The sequence below is a fragment of the Synechococcus sp. MU1617 genome, from assembly GCF_020514235.1.
Lineage (GTDB): Bacteria > Cyanobacteriota > Cyanobacteriia > PCC-6307 > Cyanobiaceae > Parasynechococcus.
This window is the reverse complement of the sequence record NZ_VTLB01000003.1, coordinates 269,265-283,317: the sequence shown is the minus strand read 5'-3', so window position 1 is coordinate 283,317 and position 14,053 is coordinate 269,265. Positions and strand designations below refer to the sequence as shown.

Genomic DNA, 14,053 nt, shown 5'->3' with positions numbered 1-14,053 from the left:
ACTGCTGACCATCATCGATCCCACCACGACTGGGGGTCTCACGCTGGTGGGAGTCGGCCCCGGTGATCCGTCCCTGCTTACCCTGGCCTCTGTTGAAGCCATCCGCAAAGCGGAGGTAGTGGCTTACCCGGTGGGACGTCCGGGGGCCGACAGCATGGCCGCCAAAATCGCCGCCGCCTGGATCCGCAGCGACCATCAGCGCCTGCCGTTGTTGTTCCCGATGGTGGAAGCCGCCCAACCGCGTCGCTCCGCCTGGGGGGCAGCAGCACAGGAGCTGCAGCAGGCTGTCCGTTCCGGCCAACAGGTGGCACTGCTCTGCGAAGGAGATGCGTCTCTGTTTGCGAGCTGCAGCTACGTGCTGCTGGCCCTTCGTCAGGCATGGCCCGACTGTCCCATCAGCGTGATTCCTGGCATCACCTCCTGCTCAGCAGCCGCGGCTGCCGGCCTCTGGCCCCTCGCGCTGCAGCAGGACCAACTGCTGTTGCGCCCCTGCCCCGACACGCCTGAGGAGCTGGAGCAGGTGCTGGACACCGCCGCGGCGACGGGGCAAGTTCTAGCCCTGCTGAAGCTGGGCCGGCGCTGGAGTTGGGTGCAACCCCTGCTGAAGCGGCGTGGTCTGCTGCAGCAAGCGCTGTTTGCCGAACGGGTCGGCTGGCCAGACCAGCAGATCTGTTGCGCAGATTCAGTCGCAGCCGAACCCCGCCCCTACTTCTCGCTATTGCTGATCCGTCAGGGATGGCCGGAGGTTTTGCCCTAGGCCAGCTCTCGGCTGCGTTCCGCAGCAGCGACAACCGCTTCGATCAAGGCGGAGCGCAAACCAATGCGTTCCAACGCGCGGACGCCGGCGATCGTGGTACCCCCTGGCGAGGTGACCATGTCCTTGAGCTGGGCAGGGTGCAAATCGCGACGGTCCAGCAGCTCAGCTGTTCCGGCCAGGGTGCGGTGGCTCAGCCTCAAGGCCAGGTCCCTGGGAAGACCGGCTGCAACAGCTCCATCGGCCATGGCTTCCGCCACCAGGGCCACAAAGGCAGGGCCCGAAGAGGTGAGGGCCAGGAAGGCATCGAGCTTGGATTCCGCCAGCTCCAGCACTTCACCCACTTCGGCGAACAGATGCCGCACCTCGTCCCGTTGCCCTTGGTCGATCCCTTCCCCCCAGGCCAGAGCTGTCAAACCAGCTCCCACCAGCGCAGGGGTGTTGGGCACCGCCCGCACACAGCGATGACCGGGAAACAAATGCTGCAGCCGCGCCAGAGACACCCCCGCCAACACAGAGATCAGCAGCGGTTGACCCGCAACAGGTCCCGCAGCTGCTGCAACTGCATCCAGTTGTTGCGGCTTCACCGCAAGCAGCTGCACCGGGGCCGTCCAGACCTGTTGAGCAGAAGGATCGTCAGCAGCAACCAGACCGATACCCGCCGGCAAGGCCCCACGCCTTTGCTCAAGCGAGCCAGATCCTCCGACGACCGCCAACAGCTGGTCGGCAGGAATCCGTCCACGCTCCAAAAGAGGAACAACAAGGGCCTGAGCCATTCGACCCAGGCCGATCACACCGAAAGCGGGCTGCACGGGGGGCTTCAGAGAGCAGCTGCTCCCCAGGCAGGCGAGGGGGCGCTGGCGGATTCGTCGACATCCGCCACATCGGCCTCACGGCTCACCACCGTTGGAGCCGAGGTTTCGTCTTGACCAGTGTTGGTCACGGTGACGCAGCTGGGGGCGAACAGGAAGATGCTCTCGCCGACGCGCTCCTGATGTCCATCGATCGCGAAGGTGCCACCAGCAACGAAATCAACAGCACGTTGTGCCTGGTCTGGCTCCATCATCGTGAGGTTGAGGATGACGGTTTTGCGCTCCCGCAGAGCCTGAATGGCCCGAGGCATTTCATCGAAGCTGCGAGGTTCCATCACATTCACCTCGGACGCGGCATTGCTGATGCCGGGCATGCCGATCACGTTGGATCCAGGCAGATCACCACCGAGATCAAACGGGTTGGAGTCACCAATGGTTGCCAACGCACCACCGTCAGCCTGCAGGGCGCGCTGATCCTGGTCGTCTTGCTCGTCGTCATAGGCGAAGTCATCCAATTCGCCATCGAGATAGTCATCGCCAGCGACGACGGCACGGAGACGGGAGATCAGCGACACCTTGGGATTCCTCTCGGTCTGAATGTGGTTCGAAAACCATGTACCTGGATACCGTTTTCGCTGCGGCGGGGCAAGTCAATTCGCAGCGTCTGTTGACACCAATCTCGGGCCGAACAGTGCCGAACCGATCCTGAGCCAGGTGCTGCCTGCTTCAGCAGCCTCTTTCCAGTCCGTGCTCATCCCCATCGAGCACTCCGCCAAGGCAAGCCGATCCGCCAAGGCACGGCAGTCGGAAAACAAGTCCTTGCGCTGCTCTGCGGCCATGTCGAGCGGCGCCATGGTCATCAGGCCCGAGATCCGCAACCCCGGCAGAGCCTGGAGGTCTGACCAAATGGCGGCGAGTTCATCGGCCGACAGCCCCCCCTTGCTGGGATCAGGGCGCAGTTTCACCTGCAGCAGAACATCAGGCTGACGGGCCTCCTCCACAGCGATGCGCGACACCCTTTCGGCCAGCGACAGGGAATCCACCGAGTGAATGACATCGAAAGCCTTCACCACCGGCCGCACTTTGTTGCTTTGCAGGCGACCGATGAAATGCCAGCGCAAGTTCAGATCGACCAGCTCCTCTTGCTTCGGCAGAGCCTCCTGAACGCGGCTTTCCCCGAAATCAAATTGACCAAGCTCTGCCACGCAACGGACAGCGGCTGCTGGGTGCCCTTTGCTGACGGCCAGGAGCCTGGCGGAGGAAGGACGGTCGAGATTGAGTGCCTGCCACCGCGCAGCGAGTGAATCGGTCAAGGGTTCAGATGAACGTCTGATCGAACAACTGAGTCCAGGAGTCCAGATCCTCTGACCCATTCCGCCGGCAGCGGCCCAGGTGCACCTCAGCGTGGTGACGCGCGTCTCCGTAGGGAATCACTTCAAACTGGGCGCCACGGGGCTGCAGCGTCACCAGGAAGAACATGCGCTGGGCATACAACGTGGCGTAGACATCGCGGCCCTCACCTGCCGGAGCCACCCGATAGAGCATCCCGAAGGTGGGGTGATTCAGATATCGCTCGGACGCCATGCCCTAATCGATAGTCATGAAGCACCGTACTGACCCCGAAGCCCGATCACCAACACCAGAGCGATCATCGCCAGGCCATTCAGCAGGGAAGCAGGACGATCGGGAGGCATACGGAAGTACGAAGGACCGAGAATTCGACCACCACGGGCGACTAGAGCATCGGCTCCCTGCTCAGCTCTGAGAAGGATGTTGGCGAGCAGCCGCTCTCCGACGGCCAGCACCAAACCGAAACCGGCCTTGAACCCCAACTGGCGCAGATTGACGGCACGGCTGGCGAGGGAGCGGAGCAGATTCTGGAGCTCCTCCTGAACCAGAGGCAGAAAACGAAGCGCCAGCAGCAGTTGAAACCCCAGCCGCTCCACAGGACACCCCAACCACTTCAACGGAGCCAGGCACCAACTGAGGGCCCAGACCAGATCCTCTGGAGGGGTCGTGATCAGCATCAGATTGACGCTGTGAATCACGGTGAAAATCAAGGTCGACGTTCGCAGCCCCAGCACCGCCGAGGCCCGATCCACCACCAAAGGGCCCAGCTGGAGACCACCCATCTGCAGGGGGCCGAGACGCAGAAGGTCCCAGGCGGGGCCTTCCGTCTCGAGCCCCGGGAGCTCGGCCGGATTGCGCAGAGGGAAGGCCGCAGGGGGATCCACAGCAGGTAACAACATCGACAACAGGCCCACCACAAGTGCCAAGGCCGTCAACAAAACAACAGAACGCCACCACAGCGAGCGGGCCAGACCACTGCCGAGGGTGATCAGCACCAGAGCCACCACCAGGCCAACACGCCAGAGAGGTCCTGCCAGGACAGGCGTGAGCAGAAATACAAGGGACCAGGCCAGCTTCAGCCGAGGGTCCAAGCGCCGAAGCCAACCGGTGGAGCCATCGACGTATTGGCCCATGGGGACCTGGCGCAACCAGTCCATGGCTCAGCCTTTGCGACTCTGCTGACGGGCCAGGTCGCGCTCGGCATCACGCTGCTGCTTGCCTCTCCAGAACAGGCGCAGCGGGCTGCCATCGAAACCGAGACCCTCGCGGATCTGGCGCTCGACATAGCGCCGGTAGGTCTCTCCGAACAATTTGGGGTCGTTGACAAACAGAGTGAAGCTGGGGGGGCGACTGGCCACCTGGGTGCCGTAGTACAGCTTTCCTTGGCGGCCACCACGGGTGGTGGGGGGACTGCGCCAACTCAGCGCTTCCTTCAGCACCTCGTTCACAACGGACGTCGTAACGCGGCGGCGGTGCTGCTCAACAGCCAAGGCGGCCAAAGCAAAGATGCTCTCCACCCGCTGGCCCGTGAGCGCCGAGGTGAACAGCATCGGGGCCCAATCAAGGAAATAGAGCTTGGAGCGCAGCTCCTTTTCCATCGCCGTCATGGTGTGGCTGTCTTTTTCCACGGCGTCCCATTTGTTGACGACCACTACGCAGGCACGGCCGTCCTCTTCAATGCGGCCCGCTAGGCGCTGATCCTGCTCGGTCACCCCATCGAGGGCATCGATGACCAGAACACAGACATCACTGCGCTCAATGGCCTTGAAACTGCGGTTGATCCCGAAGAATTCCGGGCCGTAGTTGACGCTGCGACGCCTGCGGATGCCCGCCGTGTCCACCAGGCGCCAAGGACGATTCTCACGAATGATGCTGGTGTCAATCGTGTCGCGAGTGGTGCCTCGGATCGGGCTGACAATCGCCCGCTGCTCACCGCAGATGGCATTCAGAAGACTGGATTTCCCGACATTCGGCCGTCCGATGATGGCCATCTGAATCGGCTCCTCCTCATCACCCTCCTGATCCTTGGGAGGCAAAAAGGTGAGCACCTGATCCAGCAATTCTCCGGTGCCGGCTCCGTGAATGGCCGAGATCGGATGGGGTTCACCCAGGCCAAGACTCCAGAATTCGCCAGCCATCGCCAGGCCCTGTTCCGGCGACTCGCACTTGTTCACCGCCAGAAGCGTGGGACAGCGGTGACTGCGCAGAAATTCAGCGATGGATTCGTCAGCGGCCGTGAGCCCCTGCTGACCATCCACGATCACCAGAGCCACACTGGCTTCCTCGAGCGCAAGAGCCGCCTGCTCCCGGATCTCCGGCAGGAACTCACTGTCGTCGTCGAACACCAGCCCACCGGTGTCAACGACCTTGAATTCGCGATCGCCCCAATAACCATCCTGGTAAGTGCGATCACGCGTCACCCCAGGCTGATCGTGAACGATGGCTTCGCGGCTGCGGCACAACCGGTTCACCAAGGTCGACTTACCGACATTGGGGCGTCCGATGATTGCGACGACGGGACGCGCCAAGGGTCTGCTCAGGCCAATCTTTCACCCTACAGAGATGCCTTAAACCCCTCCGGAACCGAAATTCTTTCGGGGCGAGACAAATGAGTCTCACCTGAGACAGCTAGGGCGGGTTCAGAGTGTTTCCTCGCCATGCTCGAGCTCGTCGCCAGTCTTGTGGTCGACCTTTCCGACCAACGCCTGACCGTCTACAACAGCGACCAGGAAGTGGTCCGTGTGATTCCAGTCAGCACTGGTAAGGCCTCAACGCCAACACCGATCTTCAATAGCAAGGTCTATACGAAATACCGCTCCACAACGATGTATGGGCGCACCTACACCGTTCCAGGGGTGCCGTTCACGATGTGCGTCAGTGCGAACGAGGCCATCTGCCTGCACGCCGCCCCCTGGCAGGAGAACGCAGGGCAACCCTTCGGCGTGCCCCGCAGCCATGGCTGTGTACGCATGCCGATGAACCACGCCCGTTGGTTGTTCCACAACACACCGAAAGGAACACCCATCACGATTCAGGCCTGAGTCAGCCCACCGGCAGATCACCGGGGTGTCCCTGCACCGGATCAACTGGAGGCGGAAGCTCTGGCCCTAAGGGTCCCTGCTCAGGCAGGGGTTCGTCCTGCTGCGCCAGCCAGGCCAGCAGCCAGTTCACCGCTGTGGCTCGCCGGGTGCGGCGGGGGTACAACTCACCGATCCGGTACCCCGCGAAGTTGAGCTGTTGCTTCAGCAGCTGCTTGTGTTCCTTGGGAACCGAGCGGGTCAAACGAACCGACGCCGGACGCTCGGCGATCAACTCGGGAGCCTGGGGGAAGGCGTCGGCCCACTCGGAGGGTGTATCGGGGCCGGCGCACCACTGCGGTTCGGCAGGCCGATAACCCAAACGTTCCCAAACCCTTTCGCAGACAAAGCGATCAGTGCAGCGGTCTTCGAGGATCTGCATCAGCAACGAACGACTGAGCGGCCAGGTCATGTCGATTGCGTTGTGCAGCATGGACCCATGATTGCTTCATCCCCCCTGCAGCTTCCCGGCAATGGAATCGCACGTCAGCTGCGCTGCCGCGTGTTGCAGTCGCCGCTTGCGGGGGTGAGCGATCGGGTGTTTCGTGGCCTGGTTCGACGATGGGCTCCTGACGCCCTGCTGTTCACCGAAATGGTGAATGCCACCAGCCTTGAAATGGGGCATGGGCGCTGCAAGGTGGAGTCACTGGCCGAGGAATCCGGCCCCATCGGGGTGCAACTGTTCGACCATCGCCCCCAGGCCATGGCCGATGCGGCACGACGAGCTGAAGCCAGTGGCGCCTTCCTGATCGACATCAATATGGGCTGCCCTGTGCGGAAGATTGCCCGCAAAGGTGGCGGGTCCGGGTTGATCCGTGATCCCGAACTAGCCATTCGGATCGTGGAAGCAGTGGCGGATGCCGTGGCCGTGCCCGTCACGGTGAAAACACGCCTGGGTTGGTGCGGAAGTGATGCCGATCCAGTGCACTGGTGCCAACAGCTGGAACAAGCCGGAGCACAACTGCTAACGCTGCATGGACGCACCCGCGAGCAGGGCTTCAAGGGCGCTGCGGACTGGAGCGCCATCACCCACGTCCGTGAGGCCCTCACGATCCCGCTGATCGCGAATGGCGACATCGACAGTCCCGACGATGCCCTGCGCTGCCTGAATCAAACTGGCGCAGCGGGCGTGATGGTGGGCCGAGGCACCATGGGAGCCCCTTGGCTGGTGGGACAGATCGATGCCGCACTGGCCGGGCGTGCGATCCCTTCCACGCCCAACCCATCGGCACGGCTTGCACTGGCCCGCGACCAACTGGACGGCCTGGTGCAGGATCGCGGCGACCATGGGCTGCTGATCGCCCGGAAACACATGAGCTGGACCTGCACAGGTTTTCCAGGCGCTTCGCGACTGCGTCATGACCTGATGCGGGCCCCCACACCCGCCCAGGCCAGGGACCTGCTGACGCAGCAGATCGACGCCCTTGCCGCGTCCGCTTGACTGGACACCGCGACAATCAGGGCGTGGAGCCTGCAAGCGGTAAGGACAACACCACGCTTGATGCCCAGGCCTGGCAGCGCTGGCAGTCTGGCCACGCCAGCGCCGAAGAGATCGAGCATTGGCAGCAACAACTCCACCAGCAGCTTCCGCAGATCCCGCCAGAGCTGCTGGATCCTTCACTGCTGCCCATCGCCCTGTTGCGCGACCCAAGCCAGTGGTCCCCTGAAGACAGCGGGCTGGCTCCGGTCGATCTGTTGACATCCCACAGGGATCTCACGCACGCCAACCAACTGCTTTCCAGCGGCCGCCTGCGCGAAATCGCCCTCGGCCACCGCAGCCTGTTCACTGATCTGCCGCCGGTTCACCTCCAGGCCTACCGGGATGGGCTGAGACCAGTGGCACGTGAAGACTCCCTCAGCGCTCTCGAGCACCTGGCCGGCATCGGCCGCGAACGCTTCCAGAAGGGACGGCCCCTGGGCATGGATCTCGATCGCTACCAGCCCCCCATCCCGGACCCAGCACCAACCGAGCCCATTCCCTCAGTGGCCTCGATGCTGGTGGTTTTCCACCCAACCCAAAAAGAAGCTGAGGCCAAATCAGCTCGCACCTCACAACAAGAAGGGTGGGGCCAGATCCGGCACGCCGCCCTGGAGGATCCCTCTGGATGGAGCGGAGCGCCGGCCCCAGACGACGAGACCCTCGTCAGCTTCTGTCATGCCAGTGATCAGCTGGATCCCCAGGCGGCCCTGCGCATGGCCCAGTGTGCAGCGAAACACCCTGCAGCGGTCTTGCTCACCAGTGATGAAACCCTGCGCTGGAGTGACAACCCAGGCATTCCGGCGGGGAACCGCCAGAGCAGAACTGCGATCACACCGTTTCGCCTGCTCTGCCGGGGATGCCTCGGCGGCCTGGTGACGATCCGCTGTTCAACGCTGCAACAGCTAACGCTGCCGGCATCCACCAGTTCGCTGCACGCCCTGCTGCTGGATCTGGCGCTGCAGATTTGCCGCCGCGGCGACGCCGTCGCCCACTGCCCGGAAGTGTTGCTGCAGCGATCCATACGGGCGAACCCGACCGTGCCCGACGTTGCCTCCCCCGCCGACCGCCAGTGTTGGTCACCGGAGCTCAGCGCTGAAATCCTGGCGATCACCCAGCGACACAGCCCAAGCTTTCTGGTGCCCGGTGGGCAGCTCACTCCCGTTGATTCGCTGAGCGCCTGCCATCAGCTGCAACTCCGCACCGAACCCACCGTTCTGGTGTCGGTTCTGATCCCGTTTCGCGACCGGGTGGATCTCACCCAAAGCTGCGTCGCGTCTCTGCGCCGCTGCGCCGGAGCTGTGAGCTATGAACTGATCCTGATCGACAACGGCAGTGAGGAAGCCGCCACCAAGGCCTGGCTGGACGAACAAGCGCAGCTCGATGACGTGTGCGTGGTGCGGGTGGATGAACCGTTCAACTATTCGCGGCTCAACAACATCGGCCGACGCCACGCTCGTGGCTGCCATTTGTTGCTACTGAACAACGACATCGAATTCCGATCCGCCGAGGTGCTCCAGGCCCTGCTGGACCCATTCGCCTACCGCGGCACCACTGCCGTGGGGGCCAAGCTGCGCTACCCCGACGGGAGCATCCAGCATCAAGGGGTCGCCCTTGTAAAGGGGGAACGGCGCTGTGTGGTGGAGCCTGGCAAACACCTGCACAGCGCTCCTGTGCTGGCCACCCTCACACCCCTACTGGTGCAGGAGGAATTCACCGCAGCAACCGGAGCCTGCCTGATGCTCCGCAGCAGCGATTTCGATCGCATCCAAGGCTTCGATGAAGATCTCGCCGTGGTGTTCAACGATGTGGATCTCTGCCTGCGTTTGAGGCAGAGCGGTGCTTCGGTGGTGGTGACCCCCTTTGTTGAGATCGTTCATCACGAATCGATCAGTCGCGGCAAAGACCGCGAAGGCGCGGCACTGGCACGGCATCAACGGGAGTCCGGTCATCTAAGGGCCAAGCACGCCAGGTTGTTTGCCGCTGGAGATCCCCTCACCAGCCAATGCATTCACCCCCACAGCAATCGCTACCAACCCCGGGATCCTGTGCCGCGCTCCAAAGGTCCGGTGGCCGATGCCGTGCTGATGCACTGGAGGGATCCGAACTTCCAGCCCAGCCGCCAACGACCGATTGTTGTGCTGGCGCATTTTTCAGCCAACAACCGTTTTCGAGACGACCTCTTCCCCCTGATTGACGAGTACCGGCGCTTCGCCGATGTGATCGTTGTGTCCTCGGCCAGCGGGCTGCGCTGGCACCCGCGAACCCTGCATCGGCTGCGCCAACGCTGTGCCGCGATCGTGATCCGGCGCAATCAGGGGTACGACTTCGGCAGCTGGAAAGCAGCACTCAACCTTCACAGGCAGGAGATTGAGCAGGCGGCGTTCCTGGTGCTCACCAACGACAGCTTCTGGGGACCGATCACTCCCCTCGACGATCTGTTCCAACGCCTGCATGCAAGTTCAGCGGACGTGATTGGACTGACGGACGATCTGATGTACGAGCCCCATCTGTCGTCGGCCTTCACGGCTTACAAACGCAAGGCACTGCAGTGCCCAGCCTTTGGCCGTTTCTGGGAGACATTGCAGATCTGGCCCCGCAAACGGGACCTGGTCAAACATTGCGAAGTGGGCCTGCCGGTGCAGCTGCAGGCAGCGGGGCTAAGGCTCGAGAGCCTCTACACCCACAACGCCAACGGCAATGTTCTGCACTACGACTGGAAGCACTTGATTGAGCAACGCGGCTTCCCCTTCCTCAAGGTGAGCCTTCTGCGGGACAACCCCACCAGGCAACCCGTCGACACCTGGCCCGAAGTGATCGGCCAACGCAACCCTCAGCTAGCGGCCAGCATCCAACGACAACTGCGGCCCAAACCAGGATTGAAGCGGATGTTTGAACGGCTTCGCCGTCGAGGGAACGCAAGTGATCGCAGGGGGTCTCGTGCTGTAATAGCGCCGACTTCACGCCGGTGAGCCAGCTGATGAGCACCGCATCCAAGCGACGGGGAATCATCCTGGCTGGCGGAAGTGGCACGCGGCTGCACCCGATCACCCAGGCCGTCAGCAAACAGTTGCTGCCGGTTTACGACAAGCCGATGATTTATTACCCGCTCAGCACCCTGATGCTGGCGGGGATCCGCGAGGTGCTGATCATCACCACTCCCCACGACCGGGAGGCATTTCAGCGCTTGCTCGGTGATGGCAGCCGTTGGGGCATGACGATCGAGTACGCCGTGCAACCGAGCCCGGACGGTTTGGCTCAGGCGTTTCTAATTGGTGCCGACTTCCTGGCGGGTTACCCCGCCGCACTGGTGCTGGGAGACAACCTCTTCCATGGGCACGATCTGGTGCCCCAGCTGGTGAACAGCAACGCGCAAGCCCAAGGGGCGACGGTCTTTGCTTATCCCGTCCGTGATCCCGAGCGTTATGGCGTGGCCGAGTTCGATGCCGATGGCCGCGTGCTGAGCCTGGAGGAAAAACCTCAGCGCCCAAAAAGCCGCTACGCCGTGACGGGGTTGTACTTCTACGACGACAGCGTCGTGGAACGGGCCCGCCAAGTGCAACCTTCCGCGCGTGGCGAGCTGGAAATCACCGATCTCAATCGGATGTATCTGGACGAAGGGCTGCTGCGGGTTGAGCTGATGGGCCGAGGCATGGCCTGGCTCGACACCGGCACCTGCGATTCACTCAACGATGCCGGTGGCTACATCCGAACCCTCGAACATCGCCAGGGACTAAAGGTGGGATGCCCCGAGGAGGTGGCCTGGCGCCAGGGCTGGATCACAGCGGAACAACTCGATCAGCTAGCGCAACCCTTGAAGAAGAGTGGGTACGGCTCCTATCTGCTCCAGATGCTTGAGGAGAACGTGAGCGACCACACTGCTCTGCAAACCAGCCTGGAGGTGAAGAATGCAGTTTGAACAACTCAAGACCTCCAGTGGCCAAACCATGGATGGTCCACTACTTATGACGCCGCGATGCTTCGGTGATGAGCGTGGCTGGTTCTACGAAAGCTGGAACCGACGCTCGTTCGATGAGGCTGTGGGCGAAACAGTGGTGTTCTCCCAAGACAACCACTCCCGCTCAATCCAAGGCGTCCTGAGAGGACTTCACTACCAGCTGGCACCGGAACCCCAGGCCAAAGTGGTACGTGCCACGGTCGGAGCCATTTACGACGTTGCCGTCGACATCCGGCGCGGATCACCCACTTATGGAGCCTGGGTCGGCTCCGAACTGAGTGCCGAGAACAAATGCCAGCTTTGGATTCCCGAGGGCTTCGCCCATGGCTTTCTCACCCTCAGCAACATTGCCGAGGTGCAATACAAAGCCCGGGGGTTCTGGAACAAAGCCTGTGAACGGGCCATCGTCTGGAATGATCCTGATCTGGCTATTGCCTGGCCGATCGATCGGCTGGAGGGTGCCGAAGTGAGCCTCTCGGGCAAAGATGCCGAAGCAGCAGGGTTCAAAGCCGCTGAGGCTGCTGGAGACGTTTTCCCATGAAGGTGCTGCTCACCGGAGCTGGCGGTCAGCTCGGCCAGGCTCTGATCGCTTCCGCCCCTGAGGGACTGGATCTGGTGGCCACCAGCCGTCAGCAGCTTGACCTGTCTGACCCAGAAGCCTGCCGCAGCGCCGTGAAACAGCACCAACCCGACTGGGTGCTCAATGCTGGTGCCTACACAGCAGTGGACAAGGCCGAGTCGGAACCGGAGCTGGCCCATGCGGTGAATGCCGGGGCACCGGAGGCCTTTGCCCGTGCTCTGGATCAACAGGGGGGACGCCTGCTGCAGATCAGCACCGACTTCGTCTTCAACGGAACCCAGGGCACGCCGTATCAGCCCGTGCAAGCCCGCGACCCTCTCGGTGTCTACGGCGCCAGCAAAGCTGCTGGAGAAGCGGCGGTCCAAAACGTGTTTGGAGCAGAAGGACGGGGCCTGATCCTGCGCACCAGCTGGGTGATCGGGCCCGTCGGGAAGAACTTCGCCCTCACCATGCTCCGCCTCCACCGCGAACGGGATCAACTGGGTGTTGTCGCCGATCAAGTGGGCTGTCCCACAAGCACCCTGAACCTGGCACAAGCCTGTTGGCAAACCCTTCAGATCGCTGGTAATCGCGAGTTGCCAGCTGTGATGCACTGGAGTGATGCCGGCGCCGCCAGTTGGTATGACGTGGCGGTGGCCGTTGGTCAAATCGGTGCTGACTTGGGGCTCATCGACACCCCCGCTGAGGTGAAACCGATCACCACAGCGGACTACCCAACCCCTGCGGAACGTCCGGCCTATTCCCTTCTCGACTGCACTGCCACCCGAGCAGCTCTGGACCTCAACGGCGAGCACTGGCAGCAAGCTCTGCAGGCTGTGTTGCGGCAAGCCAAAACGCCATGAAGGGCCACTGAGTTCAACGCGCCAACCCCAAACAACGCCCCACCCCAAGCTCTCACCAATGGTTTCGTCCATGCCTTCCGCCTCCGACCTGCTGGGAGCTCGCCGCAGAGTGCTGGTCACCGGAGGTGCAGGCTTCATTGGCGGCGCCGTCGTGCGCAGGCTGCTGCGGGAGACCACAGTCACCGTCTTCAATCTCGACAAGATGGGCTACGCCAGCGACCTGGCCTCGATCGAGGAGGTGCTGAGCGAGCTGGGCGAAGCGGCGAACGATCGGCACAGACTTCAGCAGGTGGATCTGACCGATGCAGCGGCCGTTGAGGCGGCGGTGCAGGAGGCCGACCCCGATCTGGTGATGCACCTGGCTGCAGAAAGCCACGTGGATCGATCCATCTCCGGCCCTGGTGCGTTCATTGAGAGCAACGTCAACGGCACATACAACCTGCTGCAGGCGGTACGAAGCCATTACGAGGGCTTGAACGGGGAACGCCAGGACGCCTTCCGGATGCACCACATCAGCACCGACGAAGTCTTTGGTTCACTTGGTGCCGAAGGACGCTTCTCCGAAACAACGCCCTACGACCCCCGTAGCCCTTATTCAGCAAGCAAGGCAGCCAGCGATCACCTGGTCCAGGCCTGGCACCACACCTTTGGGCTTCCCGTGGTACTCACCAACTGCTCGAACAATTACGGGCCCTGGCAGTTCCCCGAAAAACTCATTCCCGTGGTCACCTTGAAGGCAGCCGAAGGCGAGTCGATCCCGCTCTATGGCGATGGACTGAATGTGCGCGATTGGCTTTACGTGGAAGACCACGTTGATGCTCTGCTCTTAGCCGCCTGCAACGGAGCGTCGGGCCGCAGCTACTGCGTGGGTGGCCATGGTGAACGCACCAACAAAGAGGTCGTTCATGCCATCTGCCGGCAGTTGGATCAGAGCTGCCCTGAATCAGCTCCCCACGCCGATTTGATTACACCGGTGACCGACCGGCCGGGCCATGACCGCCGCTATGCAATTGACCCGGCCCGCATCAGTTCTGAGCTTGGCTGGAGCCCTCGCCACAATGTGGAAGAGGGCTTGGCAGCAACCGTGAGCTGGTACCTCTCTCATCAGAAGTGGTGCAGCAAAGTGCGCGAGCGTGCGGGATATGACGGCAGCAGATTGGGCATAAAAACAACGAAAACCAAAGCAGGACAGTGATAAGTTTC

At 62.4% G+C, this 14,053-nt stretch carries 15 protein-coding genes; 8 read left to right on the top strand and 7 right to left on the bottom strand.

Going from position 1 to position 14,053, the window contains the following annotated elements; genetic code table 11:
* Positions 1 to 46 precede the first annotated feature (46 nt).
* A complete protein-coding gene (gene cobI / locus FZZ90_RS08640) occupies positions 47 to 757 on the top strand; it encodes a precorrin-2 C(20)-methyltransferase (RefSeq protein ID WP_226425288.1) in 711 nt (236 codons plus the stop codon).
* Here the strand turns inward: cobI and proC are convergent.
* From proC to der, 6 genes are all read right to left on the bottom strand, one after another.
* On the bottom strand, positions 754 to 1,530 hold the full coding sequence (gene proC, locus FZZ90_RS08635; protein WP_370631047.1) for a pyrroline-5-carboxylate reductase: 777 nt from the start codon (positions 1,528 to 1,530) through the stop codon (positions 754 to 756). The genes cobI and proC overlap by 4 nt on opposite strands.
* Positions 1,531 to 1,574: 44 nt before the next feature.
* The gene (locus FZZ90_RS08630; RefSeq protein ID WP_226425286.1) at positions 1,575 to 2,141 is read right to left on the bottom strand and encodes a cell division protein SepF; all 567 of its coding nucleotides are present in this window, start codon (positions 2,139 to 2,141) and stop codon (positions 1,575 to 1,577) included.
* 75 nt (positions 2,142 to 2,216) lie between these two features.
* Entirely contained in the window at positions 2,217 to 2,879 is a 663-nt protein-coding gene (locus FZZ90_RS08625) for a YggS family pyridoxal phosphate-dependent enzyme (RefSeq protein WP_226425285.1), read from the bottom strand.
* Positions 2,880 to 2,883: 4 nt separating this feature from the next.
* A complete protein-coding gene (locus FZZ90_RS08620; protein ID WP_186493710.1) occupies positions 2,884 to 3,150 on the bottom strand; it encodes a PipX family protein in 267 nt (88 codons plus the stop codon).
* 14 nt (positions 3,151 to 3,164) lie between these two features.
* Positions 3,165 to 4,073, bottom strand: a complete 909-nt coding sequence (locus FZZ90_RS08615; protein ID WP_226425284.1) for an energy-coupling factor transporter transmembrane protein EcfT — start codon at positions 4,071 to 4,073, stop codon at positions 3,165 to 3,167.
* Between the two features lie 3 nt (positions 4,074 to 4,076).
* The gene (gene der / locus FZZ90_RS08610; RefSeq protein WP_226425283.1) at positions 4,077 to 5,444 is read right to left on the bottom strand and encodes a ribosome biogenesis GTPase Der; all 1,368 of its coding nucleotides are present in this window, start codon (positions 5,442 to 5,444) and stop codon (positions 4,077 to 4,079) included.
* Between the two features lie 129 nt (positions 5,445 to 5,573).
* Between der and FZZ90_RS08605 the strand changes: the two genes are divergently transcribed.
* Positions 5,574 to 5,957, top strand: a complete 384-nt coding sequence (locus tag FZZ90_RS08605) for a L,D-transpeptidase (protein ID WP_226425282.1) — start codon at positions 5,574 to 5,576, stop codon at positions 5,955 to 5,957.
* A 1-nt stretch (position 5,958) separates the two neighbouring features.
* Here the strand turns inward: FZZ90_RS08605 and FZZ90_RS08600 are convergent, their stop codons facing one another.
* On the bottom strand, positions 5,959 to 6,426 hold the full coding sequence (locus FZZ90_RS08600; RefSeq protein ID WP_226425281.1) for a DUF1823 family protein: 468 nt from the start codon (positions 6,424 to 6,426) through the stop codon (positions 5,959 to 5,961).
* Between the two features lie 6 nt (positions 6,427 to 6,432).
* Between FZZ90_RS08600 and dusB the strand changes: the two genes are divergently transcribed.
* Genes dusB through rfbB form a run of 6 tightly spaced genes read left to right on the top strand, consistent with a single transcriptional unit; the run spans position 6,433 to position 14,045 of the window.
* Entirely contained in the window at positions 6,433 to 7,434 is a 1,002-nt protein-coding gene (gene dusB / locus FZZ90_RS08595) for a tRNA dihydrouridine synthase DusB (protein WP_226425280.1), read from the top strand.
* A complete protein-coding gene (locus FZZ90_RS08590; protein ID WP_226425279.1) occupies positions 7,431 to 10,442 on the top strand; it encodes a rhamnan synthesis F family protein in 3,012 nt (1,003 codons plus the stop codon). Before dusB ends, FZZ90_RS08590 begins: the two co-directional genes overlap by 4 nt.
* 8 nt (positions 10,443 to 10,450) lie before the next feature.
* Positions 10,451 to 11,389 carry a glucose-1-phosphate thymidylyltransferase RfbA gene (gene rfbA / locus FZZ90_RS08585; RefSeq protein ID WP_226425278.1) on the top strand — a complete coding sequence of 313 codons (939 nt, stop codon included), beginning with the start codon at positions 10,451 to 10,453 and terminating at the stop codon, positions 11,387 to 11,389.
* Positions 11,379 to 11,969 (top strand): dTDP-4-dehydrorhamnose 3,5-epimerase, encoded by a 591-nt coding sequence (gene rfbC / locus FZZ90_RS08580; RefSeq protein WP_226425277.1) that lies wholly within the window; start codon positions 11,379 to 11,381, stop codon positions 11,967 to 11,969. Before rfbA ends, rfbC begins: the two co-directional genes overlap by 11 nt.
* Entirely contained in the window at positions 11,966 to 12,850 is an 885-nt protein-coding gene (gene rfbD, locus FZZ90_RS08575; protein ID WP_226425276.1) for a dTDP-4-dehydrorhamnose reductase, read from the top strand. Before rfbC ends, rfbD begins: the two co-directional genes overlap by 4 nt.
* A gap of 58 nt (positions 12,851 to 12,908) precedes the next feature.
* The gene (rfbB, locus tag FZZ90_RS08570; RefSeq protein WP_226425275.1) at positions 12,909 to 14,045 is read left to right on the top strand and encodes a dTDP-glucose 4,6-dehydratase; all 1,137 of its coding nucleotides are present in this window, start codon (positions 12,909 to 12,911) and stop codon (positions 14,043 to 14,045) included.
* The last annotated feature ends 8 nt before the right edge of the window (positions 14,046 to 14,053 follow it).

Excerpts from the sequence above, each read along its gene's own strand:
- proC (WP_370631047.1), bottom strand. The coding sequence starts at position 1,530 with ATGGCTCAGGCCCTTGTTGTTCCTCTTTTGGAGCGTGGACGGATTCCT.
- FZZ90_RS08620 (WP_186493710.1), bottom strand. The coding sequence starts at position 3,150 with ATGGCGTCCGAGCGATATCTGAATCACCCCACCTTCGGGATGCTCTAT.
- FZZ90_RS08615 (WP_226425284.1), bottom strand. The coding sequence starts at position 4,073 with ATGGACTGGTTGCGCCAGGTCCCCATGGGCCAATACGTCGATGGCTCC.
- FZZ90_RS08605 (WP_226425282.1), top strand. The coding sequence starts at position 5,574 with ATGCTCGAGCTCGTCGCCAGTCTTGTGGTCGACCTTTCCGACCAACGC.
- FZZ90_RS08600 (WP_226425281.1), bottom strand. The coding sequence starts at position 6,426 with ATGCTGCACAACGCAATCGACATGACCTGGCCGCTCAGTCGTTCGTTG.
- dusB (WP_226425280.1), top strand. The coding sequence starts at position 6,433 with ATGATTGCTTCATCCCCCCTGCAGCTTCCCGGCAATGGAATCGCACGT.
- rfbA (WP_226425278.1), top strand. The coding sequence starts at position 10,451 with ATGAGCACCGCATCCAAGCGACGGGGAATCATCCTGGCTGGCGGAAGT.
- rfbC (WP_226425277.1), top strand. The coding sequence starts at position 11,379 with ATGCAGTTTGAACAACTCAAGACCTCCAGTGGCCAAACCATGGATGGT.
- rfbD (WP_226425276.1), top strand. The coding sequence starts at position 11,966 with ATGAAGGTGCTGCTCACCGGAGCTGGCGGTCAGCTCGGCCAGGCTCTG.
- rfbB (WP_226425275.1), top strand. The coding sequence starts at position 12,909 with ATGGTTTCGTCCATGCCTTCCGCCTCCGACCTGCTGGGAGCTCGCCGC.